Below are 17,499 nucleotides of genomic sequence, written 5' to 3'. Positions count from 1 at the left end.
TGTTCTTTGGAGCGCGTTTCGAACTGATTGAAACAGGTCGGAGCTCTAAATATTTGTTTTAACGCGCATCTTTTTCGAAAACCGTTTCACACTTTTCGGGATGCGCTCTAAACGGTGTCGAACCAGTTCAGCGATATTGCGGAGAGGGGCGGCGGCACGTTATAAGCACAACTGTCGAATGGGCGACGCTGGCCAGTGCACGTGCAATTGGCAGGTGATTTCGCGGGGCAGATAGGAGTTGTCAGCCTTGAACACTCATCCTGGGACGAAAGCGCAAAGGCTTGTTTTGGGGGTTGTCAAAGTCGTTCCGATTATTGCAGCCTTGTCGGGTTGCACGGCGACGGCATGGACGGAGAAGGTGAAGATCGACACCACCCCGATGCCGACTGAATGCACGGGCTGGCAGAAAATCGATCTCAAGCAGCGCACGACACTGGTTCTTTTGCGTGAAGACCCGCGTCTTGTGGTCGATATTGATGCGCACAATCTTAAGGGGCGTAATTTGGGTTGCTGGCAATAGAGCGCCGTGCGTCCATTTGGACGCACAAAGGTCGCTCTGACTTATTGAATCCACGCATCGCGTCAGGCCGGGCTGGCCAACCGGACATCGACTTTTTCGATTGTGCCGCGCAGAGCCGGGAACATTGTTTCGAAGTCGATATATCCACCTGGTTTCAGCATTGCTTCTCCCGAGGCCAGAGGACGTTCGCGCTTGCTGCCGTCGCTATAGATAATCGTGACGATCAGCGGTGGCGCGGCGCGTTCTTTGGTTGTGTTGTTCAGGATGCGTCCAGCAACACTCAAAACGTCACCCTTGTCACGTATTCCGACACTGGTTTTCAGTTCTGTGAGCTGAAGCGCTGAAATGAGCGGCAGTGTCGATTGTTCGACGGAGAGGGCGGGCCTCTTGTCGGAAAGCAACGTATATCCGCCAGCTACCCAGAAAGCGGTTGTCGCGCAAAGAGCGACGAAAACCCAATATCCGAATCCTGGCCATTCGCTGGCGAGATATGCTTCAGACACAGATTTTCGTTTGATGAGCGGCATTTCCGAAATACTGGGCGAGAAAGATTTTCGGGGCGCAGAGGCGGGAACAATGGTTTCGAATTCTGCGTCCTCGACCGGCCCGGCATTGGAAGTAAACCATGCTACAGGAAGCTGTCCACGCGAAGGCGTGCGCGAAATCTGCGCTGTCGATGGTTGTTTCGCCATCATGACGTCATCTTCCTTTGCGTTTTTCGCCGCTTCGACCGGTGTTATACACTGGCTCATAATGGTTAATGCTTCATGGGGGCAGCTTCGTTCACGTATTTTTTTGAAGCGCGCGCACCCGGATTTAACGCAACATTAACCATAGAGGATAAAGGTCGATCTGATATCGATGTCATCCGTTCGTCTTCAAAACGCGCGGACAATTTAAGAGAAACAGCCGGTGATACGTTTTGAGAATGTCGGCCTGCGATATGGAATGGGTTCTGAGATCCTGCGCGATGTCAGTTTCCATATTCCGCCGCGTTCATTCCAGTTTCTGACCGGCCCTTCCGGGGCGGGAAAGACTTCGCTCATGCGCCTTCTCTTCATGGCGCTGAAGCCGACGCGCGGTCTTATCAATATTTTTGGCAAGGACGTTGCACGGCTCAATCATGCCGAAATTCCGCTTTTGCGCCGCCGCATCGGTATTGTGTTTCAGGATTTTCGCCTGCTTGACCATATGACCACCTATGAGAACGTGGCTCTTCCGCTGCGGGTGCGCGGAAAGGAAGAGGCAACCTACCGCCATGAGGTGGAGGAGCTTCTGCATTGGGTTGGGCTCGGCGACCGCATGAATGTACTGCCGCCGGTTCTTTCAGGCGGTGAAAAGCAGCGTGCCGCAATTGCTCGAGCGCTTATTGATCAGCCAGAACTGCTTTTGGCCGACGAACCGACCGGGAATGTCGATCCACCGCTCGCAAAGCGCCTCCTGCGCCTTTTCACCGAGCTGAACCGTTCGGGCACGGCTGTTATCATCGCGACCCACGACCTTTCCCTGATGGATCAGGTCGATGCGCGGCGCATGATCCTAGAACATGGGCGGCTCGACATCTATGATTGATGCAAGGAAGGCCTGGCAGCGCACGCTGGATGATATTCGGGTTCGTCTTGAAGACCTCAAGGATATGGTGCTCGTCCGTATCGGCAAGCGCCGGAAACGTCAGGGGCCAAGTCCCATCGTTCCCGATGGCAGCGTTACGGGCACCGCACTTGTCATTGTTATCGCCATCATGACCTTTCTGGCATGTCTGACGATGGGCGGCGTGACACTCGTTCGCGCCTCGGCTGCTGCCTGGCAGAGCCAGATCGCTCGAGAGGCCACGATCCAGATACGGCCTGTCGATGGACAGGACATGGAGAAGGCTCTGGCTCAGGCAAGTGACATCGCGCGCGGGTTTGCCGGTGTGAAAAGCACAACTATTGTCGACAAGGATGCGACCGCACGCCTGCTCGAACCATGGCTCGGCAGTGGTCTTAATATCGATGAACTGCCTGTGCCGCGCCTTGTCGTCGTCACGATCGATGAAAATGCACCGCCTGATTTTGAAACCATGCGCGCTGAAATCACACGTGCTATTCCGGCTGCGTCCTTCGACGATCATCGCACCTGGGTCGACCGGCTCGTCTCCATGGCGCATACGACGGTGTTCGTCGGCACGGGCGTTCTCTCGCTTGTGATCGCCGCGACCGTCTTGACGGTAATCTTTGCCACACGCGGCGCGATGTCGGGCAACGGGCACATTATTGAGGTATTGCATTTCATCGGCGCGGAATCGAAATTTGTGGCGCGCGAGTTCGAATGGCATTTCTTTCGTACCGCATTGAAGGGCGCTCTGTGTGGAGGAGCGGCAGCAATGCTGGTCTTCCTGATCTTTTCCTGGTGGGCATCGAGCCGCATGGCGACACCCGAAGGCGATCAGGCAGCGGCCCTGTTCGGCAATTTCGCCATTGGGCGCAACGGCTATATCGGGGCTGCCATCATCATCATTCTGGTCAGTTTCCTGACCATGCTGACCAGCCGGCTGACGGTGATCCGTCAGCTTGCTACCATGGATGGGCCGGGAGTGCGCTCTGAATGAGGGCCTTCTCGGACACAGGTGCTTTCAAAGCAAGATTTTCGGCTGTTTCTCCGACTTCTCGCCGCAATGCTGGCTATGATGAAAGAAGAGATGGTACGCGAATCCCGCAAGCGCTATCGGGCGGGCACCGGTCGAGTGACGATGCAGTGGCACAGAGGCAGACAGCGAACGGATTTTCCACGGGAGATGTGGTCTGGCGCCGCAGCCGGAACGGCATTCCCCTGCAATCCTTTGCACTTGCGTCCGGCAATTTCCTATGGTCTGTCATGATGCGCATGTTCAGACGTTTCCAACCCGTTTCCATCGTCTTGTTTATAATTCTTCTGGCGTTTCTCGTCGGCTTCGTCGCGTTCGGCGAAAAGGTTACCAGCATGCAGCCTCCCGTCATCGACGAACCTGCCGATGCGATTATCGTCCTGACCGGTGGCCAGTCCAGAATTCAGGCTGCGGTCGACCTCCTGAAGGACAAGCGGGGAAAGCGCCTCCTCATCAGCGGCGTTCATCCGGCGACCAATGAAAAAGCACTGCAGCGTGCGACCCATGCCGACCAGAGCTTGTTCGATTGTTGTGTTGATCTCGATCGGTCGGCCCTCAACACCATCGGCAATGCGGCCGAAAGCGAACGCTGGATCCGTAGCAACAATTATCGTCGTGTGATCCTGGTCACCAACAACTATCACATTCCGCGCAGCACGCTGGAAATGTCTTATCGCATGAAAGACGTGGAATTCATTCCCTATCCGGTCGTGAATGGCGAGCGCCGCGAACATAGCTGGGTTGCCGAAGGCGACACATTGCGTGTGCTCTTCATCGAATATGTGAAATATCTCGGAGCCGCCGTTCGCGTGGGTACGACCGAACTGTTTGGAACACAGCCCGAGCACAGCGCAACGACCGAGAACTGATCTCACCGCCGGATTACGATTTCCTGATGGAAATGGCCGATCTTCCTGATATATCGATGCCGTCACTTTCTGAAGAAAGTCCAGAATTTGCGCATGATCGTTTCCCGCCAGCCGGGAGCGGGAATGCTTTAGCCAGGGTCTCCGCCGACAGATGCTTCTCTATCTGCGCTCAATCGTGTTCAATGCGGCGTTTTATATCTGCACACTGGTTCAGATGATCGTCTATACGCCTTTCTATTTTCTCCTGCCCCGCAAGAAGGCCTGGATCGTGCCGAAGCTGTGGGCACGGGTCAATCTCTGGCTCCAGAAGCATATCGTGGGCACCGACTATGTGGTCGAGGGATTGGAGAACATTCCCGAAGGAGCTTACATTTGTGCGCCCAAGCACCAGTCTGCCTGGGACACCTACGCTTTCCTGCCGTATCTCGATGATCCTGTGCTGATCCTGAAGCGGGAACTGATGCGCATTCCACTTTTCGGCTGGTATATCGCCAAGATGCAGATGATACCGGTCGATCGCGGTTCCCGTGTGAAGGCGCTGCATTCCATCACCAAGGGCGCGGAAAAGGCGATTGCGGAAGGTCGCCAGATTCTCATCTATCCCGAAGGAACGCGCCGGGCACCGGGCGCTCCGCCGCAGTACAAATACGGCATCGTCCATCTCTACGAAGCGCTCAATCTCCCGGTTGTGCCGATCGCGCATAATGCCGGCCTCTACTGGCCGCGTCGCAAGTTCCTGCGCTATCCCGGAACCGTTCGTGCCCGTATTCTGCCACCTATCCCGCCGGGCCTTCCGAAGGAAGAATTCCTCAAACGATTGATCGAAACGACCGAGACGGCTTGCGATGAATTTCTGGTCGCTGCCAGCCGCGATCCTAATCCACCACCCATGCCACCGACCGCCGTTCAACGATTGAACGAGCTCGGCGCTTAACCTTCACAGCATGTTAACGGCCTGATCACGTTCAATTGCGTTGCGAGAACGACAATTCGCCGCGTTTTCTAGAACTTTCGTTTTTCTTGCGCGCAACCTTGAAACCCGTTATCAGAGCCCGACACGAAAGGACACATCATGAATATTGATGCCATCTCCATCGGCTCCAATCCTCCTGAAGACGTCAACGTCATCATTGAAGTGCCTGTCGGCGGCCAGCCGATCAAGTACGAGATGGACAAGAAAGCCGGCGCCCTCATCGTCGATCGCTTCCTCTACACGCCAATGACCTATCCGGGTAATTACGGCTTCGTGCCGCATACGCTTTCGGAAGACGGCGATCCGATTGACGTTCTCGTCTGCAACACCCGTCCGCTGGTTCCTGGCTGCGTGATCAATGTACGCCCGATCGGCGTTCTGGTCATGGAAGACAATTCCGGCAAGGACGAGAAGATCATCGCAGTTCCGTCGCCACACCTGACGCGCCGCTACGAGAAGATCCACGACTATACCGATATGCCGGAGATTACTCTGAAGCAGATCGCGCACTTCTTCGAACACTACAAGGATCTGGAACCCGGCAAGTGGGTCAAGATCGGTGACTGGGGCGACGAAGATTACGCACGCAAGTTCATTGTTGAAGCTATCGAACGCGCCAAGGGCAAGTAAGCGATAGCTCTCCGATCTGCATAAAACAAAAGCGCCCGGCAATGTCCGGGCGCTTTTGTTTGTGGGCTTGTGAACGTGAGCTTTTGAACAGTCGTGCACGCTTACAGGAAAAGCGGCAGCAGCGTCGTCCACATGAACTGGCGGATGAAGAAGATAATCAGCAGCAGGACAATCGGCGAAATATCGATTCCGCCGAGATTGGGCAGAATATTACGGATCGGGCGTAAAACGGGTTCCGTCACCTTGTAGAGAAACTCACCGATCGAGGCCACGAAGCGGTTGCCGGAATTAACGACATTGAACGCATAGAGCCATGAGAAAATGGCACTCGCAATAATGATATAGGTGTAGATATCGAGCGCCAAATCAATGGTGCGAAACAATGCGATCATGGAGGCCTCCTTGGCAATTGGCCGAGATGTAGCGGTTGCATGGGGCAAGAACAAGGGCTGAGCGCGCGGCCGTCCGAATTTTTGAGAAGTGCGGTGCGCTCTTTTAGTCGCTCGAATCGTCCGATTGTCGTTGAATATTGCGGTAAATGAGATCGTTGACATGCTCCAGCCAGTGGTCGCGCACACGCATATTGCGCAGATGCTGGAGCGTATTGGTGACGTAATCCACATTGGCGCCAGAATCGCCACGGGCGGATGCGACGATTGCCGCTGCATTCTCGGCTGAGAGCGATCCGGCATATTGCAGGTGACGACGGTCGGCCACATAGGTGACCGCGTCGACATTGCGCCCGTCGTTGAGACGCAGGCGAAGATGCCTCTCGTGGTAAACCTGGTTCGACATTTCACGTTCGCGCAGATAGGTCATCACTTCATCGGTCATGTCGCCGGGCACGCGAAAAGCAATGCCGAGGCACGAACCACCGGCATCCAGACCGAGGACCAGACCGGGATGGTCTGGTGTTCCACGATGAACGTGCGAATAGATGCAGAGGCTGCGCCTGTAGCCATAAAGACGTGCGCGCACGGTTTCCACATGCGCAAAGCCCGGCCGCCACATCAGCGACCCATAGCCGAAAACCCAGAAATCATTCATTCGTCCGTCATCGAGGCGTGTGGTCATGAGGGTATCCATAATGATTTAGTGAACGCTGATTTCCACCGGTAATCAACGGATATCCCTCGATTTTTCTGCTCAATCCCTTCACAAGGCACATTCCTGCCATAATATGGCCAACAGTCGGGAGGAGCAAACATAACGGTGTTGGAATAATCATTCTGAACCGGGAGCGAGGCTCTTCGAAACAACCGTCTGATAATGTAAGGCTTTTGAAATGGCGCACACTCGAATGAACGCACCGAAAGCCAGAAAGCGTCCCATAGCGCTTATCGTCATTCTGGTTGTCTTGATCGCTGGCTATACGGCGGGCTGGTTCTATATAGCAAACAGGCTTGAGGTGCGGGCCAAGGCAGACATGGCCAAGCTTGCTGCCCAAGGTGTCGGCGTGAAATGCGAAGACCTGCGCATGGGCGGTTATCCGCTGCGCGTCAATGTCATTTGCGACAGCATTTCCTGGCAGCGCCCTTCCGAGGGCATGTCGTTCCGTGCCGGACGTTTCACTTCGGGGTCTCCGGTCTATGCGCCACGTTCCCTGTCGAACGACTTGACCGGACCTGCCTTCATCGAGTTTCCGGGGCTGGAACCACTGGAAGTCAACTGGAGCAAGTTTAATTCCAGTACCCGGCTCGCCCGTCCGTTCCCGACCGAAATCGAGTTGGCGGCACGTGAGGTCGCGGTTGGTCTCCGCACTGAAACCACCACGACGGAGCCGCTCAGCACGCTTGAGCAGATGGATTTCCGCATGAGCGAAGCGGATGGCACCTTGAAGATCAATGGTCGCTTTGCTGGATTAAAGCTTGCCAAGGCCGTGATCGGCAGTGCCACCAGTCCTGAAATCGACGGTGTGGCGGATATCGATGTGTCAGACGCTGCGACACTGCTTGCAAGGGGCGACGCTCCTTTTCATGAACGGCTGCGCGGGCATTCCGGCACCATCAATCAAGCTTTCCTTTCGATGCCCAATGGAGCCATGGTTTCAGTTGCGGGACCGTTTTCGGTTGATCCTGATGGGCTGATCAATGCCGATGTAAAGCTTACGCTGGTCAATCCGCAAACGCTGGCACAGGCAGGACAAACGGTATTCCCCGAGCAGGGCGGCAATATCGCGACCGTTCTGTTTGCTCTCTCGGCCATGCCGAAAGACGAAAACGGCAATCCCGTGATGGAGATTGCCGTTCGCAAGGGCAAAGTCAGTGCCGGATTTATTCCGCTCGGGCGACTGCCTTCTCTTTAGGGGAGTAGGGGAATAGGGGAGTAAGGCAATAGGGCAGTATGTTTTTGCCCTATCCGTTGTTCCTACTTCTGTTCGCTGGTGCGCGTCGCGGCCTGACGGCCGAAGTCGGGCGCATCCACTTCCTGACCCGCATCGATGATGCCGCGCCGGACAGCGCGTGTGCGCGTGAAAAGATCGAACAGTGCTTCACCGTCACCCCAGCGTATCGAGCGCTGCAGCGAGGCGAGGTCCTCCGAAAAGCGCCCGAGCATTTCGAGAATGGCATCCTTGTTATGCAGGCAGACGTCGCGCCACATCGTCGGATCGGATGCGGCAAGGCGCGTGAAGTCGCGGAAACCGGAAGCGGAATATTTGATGACTTCCGATTTGGTCACCTGTTCCAGATCGCTTGCCGTGCCGACGATATTATAGGCGATGATGTGCGGCAGATGCGAGACGATGGCAAGTACCAGATCGTGGTGCTGCGGGTCCATGCGATCGAGCCGCGAGCCGCAGGCGATCCAGAAGTCGCTCAGCTTTTCCAGTGCTGCTTCATCCGTATCGGGCAGGGGTGTCAGGATGCACCAGCGATTGGTGAAGAGCTCCGCGAAGCCGGCATCGGGGCCGGAATATTCAGTACCTGCCAATGGGTGGCCGGGAATGAAGTGCACATAGTCTGGCAGCTCCGGCTGCATCTGCGCGATCACGGAAGCCTTGGTGGAGCCGACATCGGTGACGATAGCGCCAGGCTTGAGGTTTGCCGCGATCTGGCTTGCCACTGTTCCAGATGAGCCGACCGGAACCGACACGATGACCAGATCGGCATCCTTGACGGCTTCGGCACTGTCAGTTGTGTAGCTGTCACCGAGTCCCAGTTCTTCGGCGCGCTTCAGTGTTTCACTGCTGCGTGTGGCAATAGCGATGTGATCTGCGAGCTTTTCACGTCGAATGACGCGGGCCAGCGATGAACCGATAAGGCCGATGCCGATCAGGGCGATCTTGTTGAAATGGACCGTGGACATTGTTCTACTTCAAAAATTCGGTCAGGGCGGCGACTACGCCGCGATTGGCTTCTTCCGGTCCGACCGTCATGCGCAACGCATTGGGAAAACCGTAACCGCCGACACGACGCAGAATGTAGCCACGTCTGGAAAGCCATTCGTCAGCCTTGTCCGCCGAATGCGTGGCATCGCCCGGAAAATGGATCAGCAGGAAATTCGTGACCGAAGGCGTTACCCGAAGACCGAGCTTGGTGAACTCTTCAGTCAGCCAGCCAAGCCATTTGTCATTATAGGTGATCGACTTTTCAACATGGGCGCGGTCGCGTATGGCCGCAGTACCGGCGGCAATGGCGGCTGAATTCATGTTGAACGGTCCGCGAATGCGATTGACGGCATCAACCACGTGCAGCGGCGCATACATCCAGCCGATACGCAGGCCCGGCAGCCCGTGAATTTTTGAGAAGGTGCGCGTCATGACGACGTTCTCGTTGGATGAAACGAGCTCGAGGCCTGATTCATAGTCGTTACGACGGACATATTCGGCATAGGCTGCATCGAGAACGAGAAGCACGTGCTTCGGCAATCCGGCATGAAGGCGACGGACCTCTTCGAAAGGCAGATAGGTTCCGGTCGGGTTGGCTGGATTGGCGATGAAAACGATCTTCGTGCGCGGAGACAGGCCAGCCAGAATGGCATCCACATCGATCCGCTCGTTCTTCTCCTTGACCGTGACCGGCGTCGCACCGGCGCCCAGCGTCTGGATCTTGTAGACGGCAAAACCGTGTTCGGTGATGATGGCTTCGTCGCCCGGAGCAAGATAGGTCTGGCAGATCAGGCCGAGCAGCTCATCGGAGCCGTTGCCGCACAGGATATTGGCCATGTTGAGCCCCTGCGTTTCGGCAATTGCCTCGCGCAATGCGAACGCCTGCCCATCGGGATAAAGCTCCAGTTTTTCGCCCGCGTGTCGATAGGCTTCAACCGCATGCGGGCTTGGGCCTACCGGCGTTTCGTTGGAGGAGAGTTTATAGACCTTGGCAACGCCTTCCACATGTTCCTTGCCGGGTACATAGGCTGCGATATCGAGCAGGCCTGCCTTGGGCTGGGGACGGGTAAGGTTCTGCGTATCGGTCATGTTTTTGGCTCCGCCAAAAGGTCAACGTTGATTGTACGATGGCGGCATATCCCGCCATTGCGTCCAAGTCGAGAAAAACCTTGTTCGATAGTACGTGCCGACCGCAGCAACTGTACGTTTTTGCGGGCCATGATGCGCAAATGCCCTAGCTTTTTCTCTCTGTCCGGCTGATCTGCGCCGGTGTTTTCCGCAATCCGCCGACGGGTGTTCCTTGCGGTGCGAGAACCGGAACGAAGACGCGACGTGACGAGCGTTGAGCGACAGGCAATCCCTGATAGAGCCGTTTCTGCGCCTCGACTATCAGAACGCCTGAAAAGACCGGCCACAGCCGCCGCCCCATTCCTTCCAGTGCGAGACAAGGCCGCATCATCCATCGGCGTGTGGCGGGTGGAAAATGCAAGGCATCGCTCACCGTGTTGACAGTGAAATTCGCCTCACGCAATAGGGTCGTTAGCTGCGTCCGGCTATAAGGCCGCCCGCTGCCGAAAGGTGTATGTTCGAAGCGGGCCCAAACCCCGCGGCGGTTTGGCACCACGATAACGAGCCGCCCATTGGGGGCAAGGACGCGCCACATTTCCTTCAGCGTTTCCGTCGGGTTTTCTGCATACTCCAGCGCATGGACCATAAGCACGCGATCAATCGAGGAATCGGGCAGCGGCAGTTCCTCATCGAAGACGAGAGCGGTGGCCGTTTTCTCAACCGAAGGCCAAGCTACGGCTCCCTGACCTGCCGGCATGAACGCGAATGTGCGCTCGGTATCGGCACTGAAGCGGTCGAGATAGGGCAGGCTGTAGCCCATGCCGACAAGCCGCTCTCCCGGTACGTGGCCCCATAGCCCCGCAAGTGCCATGCGGATGGCACGCTCCGCGAGATGGCCCAGCGTGGTGTCGTAAAATGATCGCAGTTCAATGATGTCCGGATGCATGACGGTCACGCTATATGAAATCTCGACGCTGGGAAATGGAGAAGCCTGAGCATCTTCATCTGGTGGGGTGCAATTTCCTCAAACCATGCTATAGAGCGTGCCTTTCCGGCGCCTTTGATGCGCGCCAAGTCTGCGCGAAAGCGAACGATCAGGAGAAGCAGCAGATGCCCGAAGTCGGTGGCAAGACAATCGAAGTTCTCTTTAGCCCGGACGAGATTGCCAGTCGCAATCTCGATCTCGCCAAGGCTATTGCTGAACGCAAGTTCCACAATCTGCTGACGATTTCGATCCTGAAAGGTTCCTTCATTTTTGCGGCCGATCTTATTCGTGCGATGCATGATGCAGGCGTAGAGCCCGATGTCGAATTCATCACCGTGTCGAGCTACGGCAAGGGCACGACCAGTACGGAAGTTCGCCTGTTGCGCGATATAGATAGCGACGTGCGCGACCGTGATGTGCTGCTGATCGACGATATTCTGGAATCCGGCAAGACGCTGAAGTTCGTTCGCGAACTCATGCTGGAACGCGGGGCGCGGAGCGTCAGCATTGCTGTTCTTCTCGACAAGAGCGTGCGTCGCAAAGTCGATCTCGATGCTGATTTCGTAGCCTTCGAATGCCCGGACTATTTTGTTGTCGGTTATGGCATGGATGTGGGGCACGCCTTCCGCCAGTTGCCCTTTGTCGGTCGTGTGATGGAATAAGGCTGCTCGGTAGCGGCCTATCGGCTCAATCGAACTTCAACAGGCGCTGCAGATATTCCTTTTCCATCTGCGGCGTCAGTGCATTGCCAAGCTTGCGGCGGATTTCATCGAGAATTTCACGCGCGCGCTGAATATCGATTTCACCGGGAATCTTGACATCATCGTTGAGGCCGCTGTCCCCGGTGCCCTGCTGGCGCCCAAGCGGGTCCTTTCCGCGACTGCCATTAGCGCCATTCTGACCCTGGCCTTGCTGGCCCATGGCCTGCTGCATTTTCTGCATCATGTCGCGTCCGCCGCGCCGCAACGCATCGAGCGCATTGCCCTGCTGGTCGCTCGCTTCCGCGCCCTCGCTGCGGCCGAGCGCATCCGTGGCGTCGCCCATTGATTTTCCGGCGTCCGAAAAATCCTTGCCGGGTTCGATGCCCATGCCTTTCAGATCGTCCATCAGCTTTTGCAGATCGGACTGGAGATCCTTCTGTTTCTGCTGCAGCTTGCGCATGGCTTCGGCCATATCGGGCGGAATGTCACCTTTACCGTCCTGACCGTTTCCGCTTTGGCCGTTTTCGGCTTCCCCGCCCGGCTGCCCGCCGCCCATGGAGCCGTCATCGCCGGGGAACATGTTATCGCCGAATTCGCCTTCACCTTCATTGCCGCCGAACTGGCGCTGCATTTTCTGATCGAGATCGAAGGTCTCATTCATCGTTTGCTGCTGTCGTTGCATCAGCTCGCCAAGCTTGTTCATCTGCTGCTGCATCTGGCCCTGTTGGCCTTGTCCCTGGCCTTGCTGTCCCGGCTGCGCCTGTCCCATCTGCAGATTGTTCATTAGGTTCTGCAATTGCGACAGCAATTCTTGTGCCTGATCGCGCGAGCCCTGGCGCGCCAGATTTTCAATCTGGTCCATCATGCGCTGGAGGTCTTTTTCCGTCAGCATCCGCGCATTAGGATCTGGCGCGGCGCGACGTGCATTCGGATTTTGCTGCTGGCGTTGGGCGAACTCCCGCAGAAAATCCTGCATCGCCTTGCGCAGTTCAGCCGACAGCTTTTCGATTTCCTCTTGTGAGGCGCCGTTCTGAAGAGCGTTTTTCAGCGCTTCCTGTGCCTGCCGCAGGCGCTTTTCGGCTGCGGACAGGTTTCCGTCCTCGATACCAAGTGCAACCTGCCACATATAGTCGACCGCATCGCGCAGGGCGTCATCGCTGTTGGCGACCCGAAGACGTGTACGGATCGTGACCAGTCCCAGATAATGGCCCGCGTTCTTGATCGTTTCTTCGGGACGCAGCATGATTGCCGACAGCATGTCGAGAACATGATCGCGCTGCGTGGCATCGAGCGCCAGAATACGGCGTTGTTCAGCGACGGCGCGGGCAAGCGGATTGCTGAAAGGGCGCTCGGGCAAGGTGATGATCTTGGTTTCGCTGCGCCCCGTTTGTCCTGCCGCATCCGTGACGACGAGCGTAAGCGCAACTTTCTCGCCTGCCCATGGGTGTTCGGTCAGGTCCTTCGATGTCGTGGCATCCTTCACGCCGCGGCGCGGCAATGCAAGTGGCAGTTCCGGTGCATCGTAAAGCGGTGCGGCTTCCTCGTCCTCATCATTGTTGAGCGAAACGATCTGACCTTCGGCCTTCACCGGCGCATAGTCGTCATCGATTTGATAGGAAAGCTGCAATGTGCCGTTCAGCGCATGCCCCGGTTCCTTTGTGAAGCGGATCGTCGGCGGATTGTCTGGCGTGACTGCAAATTTCCAGCGAGCATCGGTGCCGGAAAGCGCCCCCGAAAGCGCCAATGTCTCGTCCTGCTGCAAATCGTAACGGAAATTGCGGCTTCCATCGACAACGGCCTGCTCTGCAGGCTCCTTTTGGTCTTCCTTTGCGCTTACCGGCTGCACGTCGCGGCGCTCGCCCTTCGCATTGGTCGCAGTCAGGCGTTCAGAACCGCCACCGATCACACGGACCGAGAGAATGCTGCCTTGCGGAACATTGATTGCGGCCTGTTCACTGTCATTCGTGGTGGTCAGGAAAACCGGAGCGCGACCGGTATAGCGCGGCGGCGTTACCCAGGCATCGATGCGGGCAACAGCGCTGCCGTCGCCCGGATGGATATGAAAGGCATCGGCAATACGACCGCTGTTGGGGCTGAGACTATAGGCAAAGGCGGTCACGAAGAGCAGGGCGACCACTGCACGAATGCCAAGGGGGTCATGCTCGGGGACGCGTGTATGAGGCAAACCGGATTGCAGGTTCCTGAGCTGGTCTGCCATGCGGCGCTGGTGTTCCTGCCACAAGGCGACGGCGAAGGGATCATGTTCACCGGTCGCCAGATGGCCTGTCTGCACTGCGAGCGGCTCGTGAACCAGACCGTTGATTGCCTCAATACGGTTCGTGATGTCACTTTCCGTCGGCGGTCGAAACCGGAACGGCAGGTAAAGCGCAATAAGACCTGCAAGGGTGAAGAGCGCCAGAACGGCGATATGCAGCCATCGCGGCATCATGCCGAAAAGGCCGAACCAGCTCAGGCTGGCAAACAGGCTGATGAGAAGGATCAGCGGCAGAACGAGCGGCCAGAACCGCTCGAAACTGATCGAGAAAAAGGCGCGCAGACGCAAACGGCGCAGGCCAGCGCCTTCACCTGAAAACAGCCGTAGAAAAGCATCCCGCGCATGACGCGGCAGGTTGTTCCTGTTGTTGCTGCTATCTGCCTGTGGGGCCGCCTTTGGGGCAGTCATAGGGACTCGTCTTTCGCGTCAGCCGATTTCGGTTCGGCTGACAGGATAACATGCATCATGGCAAAGACGAGGCTTTGCCATGAGAATTATGGGCCACGAGAATTATGGACCACGAGAATTATAACCACTCCGGCACGGAATCGAGCGCGAGCAGTTCTTCGTAGGTAAGGCGCGGGCGCACGACATGATAACGGTCGCCGTCGACCAGTACTTCGGGAATGAGCAGACGGCTGTTGTAGGTACTGGACAGCACCGCACCATACGCGCCCGTTGTGCAGACGGCGATAAGGTCGCCCGAAGCAGGTTTTGCCACTTCCCGGTCGAGCCCGAGATAATCGCCGGTTTCACAGACCGGGCCGACAAAATCGGCGCGGATGCGCGGCGCATCATCCCTTGGCGCGACTACTGGCTTGATGTCGTGGAACGCATCGTAAAGTGTGGGGCGAATCAAGTCGTTCATCGCCGCATCCACGATGACGAAGTTCTTGGCGTCGCCTTCCTTGACGAAGATCACTTCCGTTACCAGAAGTCCGGCATTGCCGACGATCAGGCGGCCCGGCTCGAACACGGTCTTTAAGCCGAGCGGCTTGATGTGCTTGGCGACGATTTCCGCGTAGGCGACGGGTAGCGGCGGCGGCGTGTTGTCGGTGCGGTAAGGAATGCCAAGCCCGCCACCAACATCGACGTGGCGGATGTTGTGGCCGTCGGCCTGCAGTTCCTTGACCAGTTGCGCCATCAGGGCAAAGGCATTGTCGAATGGCTCGAGGTCGATGATCTGGCTACCGATATGCATATCGATACCGACCACGTCGAGACCAGGCAGGCTTGCCGCGCGGGCATAAGCCTCGCGCGCCTTGACGCGTGGAATGCCAAACTTGTTTTCGGATTTGCCGGTCGAAATCTTGGCATGCGTCTTGGCGTCCACATCGGGATTGATGCGCAGTGACACGGATGCGACCTTGCCCGCCTTGACGGCACGAGCGGAAAGAATTTCCAGTTCCGGCTCGGATTCAACATTGAAGCAGTAGATGCCTGCTTCCAGCGCAAAATCCATTTCGTGCGGTGTCTTGCCGACGCCCGAAAAGACGATTTTTTTTGCCGGGATACCCGCAGCAAGCGCCCGGCGAATCTCGCCTTCCGAAACGGTGTCGGCGCCGGCGCCAAGCTTAGCCAGCGTTTTCAGCACTGCGAGGTTGGAGTTGGCCTTCAGCGCATAGGTGATGAGTGTTTCCATGCCGGCAAAGGCTTCGCTGAACACGCGGAAATGACGCTCGATGGTTGCGCGGGAATAAACGTAGAAAGGTGTGCCGACGGCCTGAGCGATTTCAGGCAGGCTGACATTTTCGGCGTGAAGAACGCCGTTGCGATATTCGAAATGGTTCACGGGAAGGCCCTGCAGCAGAAACTTACAACAGCTTGTCGAGGATGATCGGCTTGTCTTCCTTCGGTTTCGGCTTGGTGTGGCCCTGTTCGTCCGTCACGACGGCGGATGGCGGCGGCTCCAACGGGCCCTTGCGACCGCAAGCAGCGAGCGTGGCGCTAAGCGCGGCGATCAGAAGCACAGAAGAAATGGCGGAGCGGCCTGTCATCAGCTTTGGTTCCCGAAATATATAATCTTGTGATAGGTCTAACTCATAACGACCAAAAGTGGAATCATCAGTTGGAAAGATGATTCCACATGACATCATGTTGATTGGCCATCAGGCTTTTGCGATCCGCTTTTTCCAGTAACGGATCTGGCGGCGCACTTCCTGCGGGGCTGTGCCACCGAAGGACTGACGGCTCTTCACTGATTTCTCGACCGTCAGATAGCCGAATATCGCATCCGTGATGCCCGGATGTATCGATTGCAGTTCCTCAAGTGAAAGCTTTGCCAGATCGACCTTGCGGCTTTCTGCCAGAGCGACGGCCCGACCGGTGACGTGATGGGCTTCACGGAATGGCAGTCCCAGTTCGCGCACCAGCCAATCGGCGAGATCGGTCGCTGTGGAATAGCCGGAACCGGCGGCCTTCTTCATCGATGTGACATTGATCGTCAGGTCGCGCACCATGCCAGCCATGGCTGCGATGGCGAGTTCCAGATTTTCGGCGGCGTCGAAGACCTGTTCCTTGTCTTCCTGCATGTCCTTGGAATAGGCGAGCGGCAGACCCTTCATAATGGTCAGAAGGGCGACCAGCGAACCGTTGATGCGGCCCGTCTTGGCACGGACCAGCTCGGCGGCATCCGGATTCTTCTTCTGCGGCATGATCGACGAGCCGGTGGAGAAGGCATCGGAAAGGCGCACGAAGTTGAACTGCGGCGTCGACCAGATGACGATTTCTTCAGCGAGGCGCGAGAGATGACCGGCGCAGATGGCTGCGAGCGACAGGAATTCCAGCGCATAATCACGGTCTGAAACGCTGTCGAGCGAATTGCGGGTCGGTTCGCGGAAACCAAGCGTCTTTGCCGTCATGTGGCGATCGATTGGGAAGCCGGTGCCGGCAAGGGCTGCAGCACCCAAAGGCGATTCGTCCATGCGTTCGATCGCATCGCGTACGCGGGACAGATCGCGGCCGAACATTTCCACATAGGCCATGCAGTGATGACCGAAGGTGACAGGCTGCGCGGTCTGCAGATGCGTAAAGCCCGGCATCACGGTCGCGGCATGTTCTTCGGCGCGTTCCAGAAAGGCTTCGATCAGATTTTTCAGGGCAATCGCGGTCTTTTCCATTTCCTGCTTGACCCAGAGACGGAAATCGACGGCCACCTGGTCGTTGCGTGAACGGGCCGTGTGCAGGCGTCCGGCGGACGGTCCGATCAGATCGGCCAGCCTCGCCTCGATGTTCATGTGAATGTCTTCGAGCTTGCGGGAGAAGGTGAATTTGCCGTCCTCGATCTCCTTGAGGATGTCTTTCAGACCGTTCTCAATCTTCTCATGATCTTCTGCCGCAATGATGCCCGTCTTTGCGAGCATGGCTGCATGGGCGAGCGAGCCCTGAATATCCTGCGCATAGAGCTTGCGGTCAAAGCCGATCGATGCATTGATCTCTTCCATGATCGCATCGGGTCCTGAGGCAAAACGGCCGCCCCACATCTGATTGCTTGATTTTTGTTCGCTCATGCTCATATGCCCCGA

At 56.9% G+C, this 17,499-nt stretch carries 18 protein-coding genes; 8 read left to right on the top strand and 10 right to left on the bottom strand.

Going from position 1 to position 17,499, the window contains the following annotated elements; translation table 11 throughout:
• The first annotated feature begins 247 nt into the window (after positions 1–247).
• Positions 248–520 carry a hypothetical protein gene (locus FIB18_RS09145; RefSeq protein ID WP_140020415.1) on the top strand — a complete coding sequence of 91 codons (273 nt, stop codon included), beginning with the start codon at positions 248–250 and terminating at the stop codon, positions 518–520.
• Between the two features lie 62 nt (positions 521–582).
• On the opposite strand, the gene FIB18_RS09140 is transcribed toward FIB18_RS09145, so the two are convergent.
• The gene (locus tag FIB18_RS09140; protein ID WP_235894864.1) at positions 583–1,215 is read right to left on the bottom strand and encodes a hypothetical protein; all 633 of its coding nucleotides are present in this window, start codon (positions 1,213–1,215) and stop codon (positions 583–585) included.
• Positions 1,216–1,468: 253 nt separating this feature from the next.
• Between FIB18_RS09140 and ftsE the strand changes: the two genes are divergently transcribed.
• From ftsE to ppa, 5 genes are all read left to right on the top strand, one after another.
• A complete protein-coding gene (ftsE, locus tag FIB18_RS09135; protein ID WP_210296078.1) occupies positions 1,469–2,092 on the top strand; it encodes a cell division ATP-binding protein FtsE in 624 nt (207 codons plus the stop codon).
• On the top strand, positions 2,085–3,110 hold the full coding sequence (locus FIB18_RS09130; RefSeq protein ID WP_235894863.1) for a cell division protein FtsX: 1,026 nt from the start codon (positions 2,085–2,087) through the stop codon (positions 3,108–3,110). The genes ftsE and FIB18_RS09130 overlap by 8 nt, the downstream gene beginning before the upstream one ends.
• Complete coding sequence (locus tag FIB18_RS09125; protein WP_140020411.1) at positions 3,107–4,015, top strand: YdcF family protein; 909 nt, start codon at positions 3,107–3,109, stop codon at positions 4,013–4,015. Before FIB18_RS09130 ends, FIB18_RS09125 begins: the two co-directional genes overlap by 4 nt.
• 151 nt (positions 4,016–4,166) lie before the next feature.
• Entirely contained in the window at positions 4,167–4,949 is a 783-nt protein-coding gene (locus FIB18_RS09120; protein WP_140020410.1) for a lysophospholipid acyltransferase family protein, read from the top strand.
• 138 nt (positions 4,950–5,087) lie between these two features.
• Positions 5,088–5,618: an inorganic diphosphatase gene (gene ppa / locus FIB18_RS09115; protein WP_010657539.1), complete on the top strand. Its 531-nt coding sequence runs from the start codon at positions 5,088–5,090 to the stop codon at positions 5,616–5,618.
• A 101-nt stretch (positions 5,619–5,719) separates the two neighbouring features.
• On the opposite strand, the gene FIB18_RS09110 is transcribed toward ppa, so the two are convergent.
• Together FIB18_RS09110 and FIB18_RS09105 are read right to left on the bottom strand one after the other, a co-directional pair.
• Positions 5,720–6,010, bottom strand: coding sequence for a YggT family protein (locus FIB18_RS09110; protein ID WP_010657538.1), 291 nt, complete (start codon positions 6,008–6,010; stop codon positions 5,720–5,722).
• A 103-nt stretch (positions 6,011–6,113) separates the two neighbouring features.
• Complete coding sequence (locus FIB18_RS09105; RefSeq protein WP_140020409.1) at positions 6,114–6,692, bottom strand: gamma-glutamylcyclotransferase; 579 nt, start codon at positions 6,690–6,692, stop codon at positions 6,114–6,116.
• A 226-nt stretch (positions 6,693–6,918) separates the two neighbouring features.
• Between FIB18_RS09105 and FIB18_RS09100 the strand changes: the two genes are divergently transcribed.
• Positions 6,919–7,923 carry a DUF2125 domain-containing protein gene (locus FIB18_RS09100; protein WP_235894862.1) on the top strand — a complete coding sequence of 335 codons (1,005 nt, stop codon included), beginning with the start codon at positions 6,919–6,921 and terminating at the stop codon, positions 7,921–7,923.
• 62 nt (positions 7,924–7,985) lie between these two features.
• On the opposite strand, the gene FIB18_RS09095 is transcribed toward FIB18_RS09100, so the two are convergent.
• The 3 genes from FIB18_RS09095 to FIB18_RS09085 form a co-directional block, all read right to left on the bottom strand.
• Positions 7,986–8,924: a prephenate/arogenate dehydrogenase family protein gene (locus FIB18_RS09095; protein WP_140020407.1), complete on the bottom strand. Its 939-nt coding sequence runs from the start codon at positions 8,922–8,924 to the stop codon at positions 7,986–7,988.
• Positions 8,925–8,928: 4 nt separating this feature from the next.
• Positions 8,929–10,035 carry a histidinol-phosphate transaminase gene (gene hisC / locus FIB18_RS09090; RefSeq protein ID WP_140020406.1) on the bottom strand — a complete coding sequence of 369 codons (1,107 nt, stop codon included), beginning with the start codon at positions 10,033–10,035 and terminating at the stop codon, positions 8,929–8,931.
• Between the two features lie 145 nt (positions 10,036–10,180).
• Positions 10,181–10,960 (bottom strand): class I SAM-dependent methyltransferase, encoded by a 780-nt coding sequence (locus FIB18_RS09085; protein ID WP_140020759.1) that lies wholly within the window; start codon positions 10,958–10,960, stop codon positions 10,181–10,183.
• A gap of 164 nt (positions 10,961–11,124) precedes the next feature.
• Between FIB18_RS09085 and hpt the strand changes: the two genes are divergently transcribed.
• Complete coding sequence (gene hpt, locus FIB18_RS09080; RefSeq protein WP_140020405.1) at positions 11,125–11,661, top strand: hypoxanthine phosphoribosyltransferase; 537 nt, start codon at positions 11,125–11,127, stop codon at positions 11,659–11,661.
• Between the two features lie 25 nt (positions 11,662–11,686).
• On the opposite strand, the gene FIB18_RS09075 is transcribed toward hpt, so the two are convergent.
• The 4 genes from FIB18_RS09075 to argH form a co-directional block, all read right to left on the bottom strand.
• Positions 11,687–14,383 carry a TIGR02302 family protein gene (locus FIB18_RS09075; protein WP_140020404.1) on the bottom strand — a complete coding sequence of 899 codons (2,697 nt, stop codon included), beginning with the start codon at positions 14,381–14,383 and terminating at the stop codon, positions 11,687–11,689.
• 118 nt (positions 14,384–14,501) lie between these two features.
• Positions 14,502–15,767 carry a diaminopimelate decarboxylase gene (gene lysA / locus FIB18_RS09070; RefSeq protein ID WP_140020403.1) on the bottom strand — a complete coding sequence of 422 codons (1,266 nt, stop codon included), beginning with the start codon at positions 15,765–15,767 and terminating at the stop codon, positions 14,502–14,504.
• A 22-nt stretch (positions 15,768–15,789) separates the two neighbouring features.
• Positions 15,790–15,972 (bottom strand): LPS translocon maturation chaperone LptM, encoded by a 183-nt coding sequence (gene lptM, locus FIB18_RS09065; RefSeq protein WP_021587436.1) that lies wholly within the window; start codon positions 15,970–15,972, stop codon positions 15,790–15,792.
• A gap of 111 nt (positions 15,973–16,083) precedes the next feature.
• A complete protein-coding gene (gene argH, locus FIB18_RS09060) occupies positions 16,084–17,484 on the bottom strand; it encodes an argininosuccinate lyase (protein WP_140020402.1) in 1,401 nt (466 codons plus the stop codon).
• Between the last annotated feature and the right edge of the window lie 15 nt (positions 17,485–17,499).

Origin of the sequence: Brucella pecoris (genome assembly GCF_006376675.1) — a bacterium.
GTDB classification, from domain to species: Bacteria; Pseudomonadota; Alphaproteobacteria; order Rhizobiales; family Rhizobiaceae; genus Brucella; species Brucella pecoris.
This window is presented reverse-complemented; position numbering and strand designations above follow the sequence as displayed.

Bases quoted from the DNA above. Each gene is read 5' to 3' on its own strand.
- FIB18_RS09140 (WP_235894864.1), bottom strand. From the start codon at position 1,215: ATGATGGCGAAACAACCATCGACAGCGCAGATTTCGCGCACGCCTTCG.
- ftsE (WP_210296078.1), top strand. From the start codon at position 1,469: ATGGGTTCTGAGATCCTGCGCGATGTCAGTTTCCATATTCCGCCGCGT.
- FIB18_RS09130 (WP_235894863.1), top strand. From the start codon at position 2,085: ATGATTGATGCAAGGAAGGCCTGGCAGCGCACGCTGGATGATATTCGG.
- FIB18_RS09125 (WP_140020411.1), top strand. From the start codon at position 3,107: ATGAGGGCCTTCTCGGACACAGGTGCTTTCAAAGCAAGATTTTCGGCT.
- FIB18_RS09120 (WP_140020410.1), top strand. From the start codon at position 4,167: ATGCTTCTCTATCTGCGCTCAATCGTGTTCAATGCGGCGTTTTATATC.
- ppa (WP_010657539.1), top strand. From the start codon at position 5,088: ATGAATATTGATGCCATCTCCATCGGCTCCAATCCTCCTGAAGACGTC.
- FIB18_RS09110 (WP_010657538.1), bottom strand. From the start codon at position 6,010: ATGATCGCATTGTTTCGCACCATTGATTTGGCGCTCGATATCTACACC.
- FIB18_RS09105 (WP_140020409.1), bottom strand. From the start codon at position 6,692: ATGACCACACGCCTCGATGACGGACGAATGAATGATTTCTGGGTTTTC.
- FIB18_RS09100 (WP_235894862.1), top strand. From the start codon at position 6,919: ATGAACGCACCGAAAGCCAGAAAGCGTCCCATAGCGCTTATCGTCATT.
- FIB18_RS09095 (WP_140020407.1), bottom strand. From the start codon at position 8,924: ATGTCCACGGTCCATTTCAACAAGATCGCCCTGATCGGCATCGGCCTT.
- hisC (WP_140020406.1), bottom strand. From the start codon at position 10,035: ATGACCGATACGCAGAACCTTACCCGTCCCCAGCCCAAGGCAGGCCTG.
- FIB18_RS09085 (WP_140020759.1), bottom strand. From the start codon at position 10,960: ATGCATCCGGACATCATTGAACTGCGATCATTTTACGACACCACGCTG.
- hpt (WP_140020405.1), top strand. From the start codon at position 11,125: ATGCCCGAAGTCGGTGGCAAGACAATCGAAGTTCTCTTTAGCCCGGAC.
- FIB18_RS09075 (WP_140020404.1), bottom strand. From the start codon at position 14,383: ATGACTGCCCCAAAGGCGGCCCCACAGGCAGATAGCAGCAACAACAGG.
- lptM (WP_021587436.1), bottom strand. From the start codon at position 15,972: ATGACAGGCCGCTCCGCCATTTCTTCTGTGCTTCTGATCGCCGCGCTT.
- argH (WP_140020402.1), bottom strand. From the start codon at position 17,484: ATGAGCGAACAAAAATCAAGCAATCAGATGTGGGGCGGCCGTTTTGCC.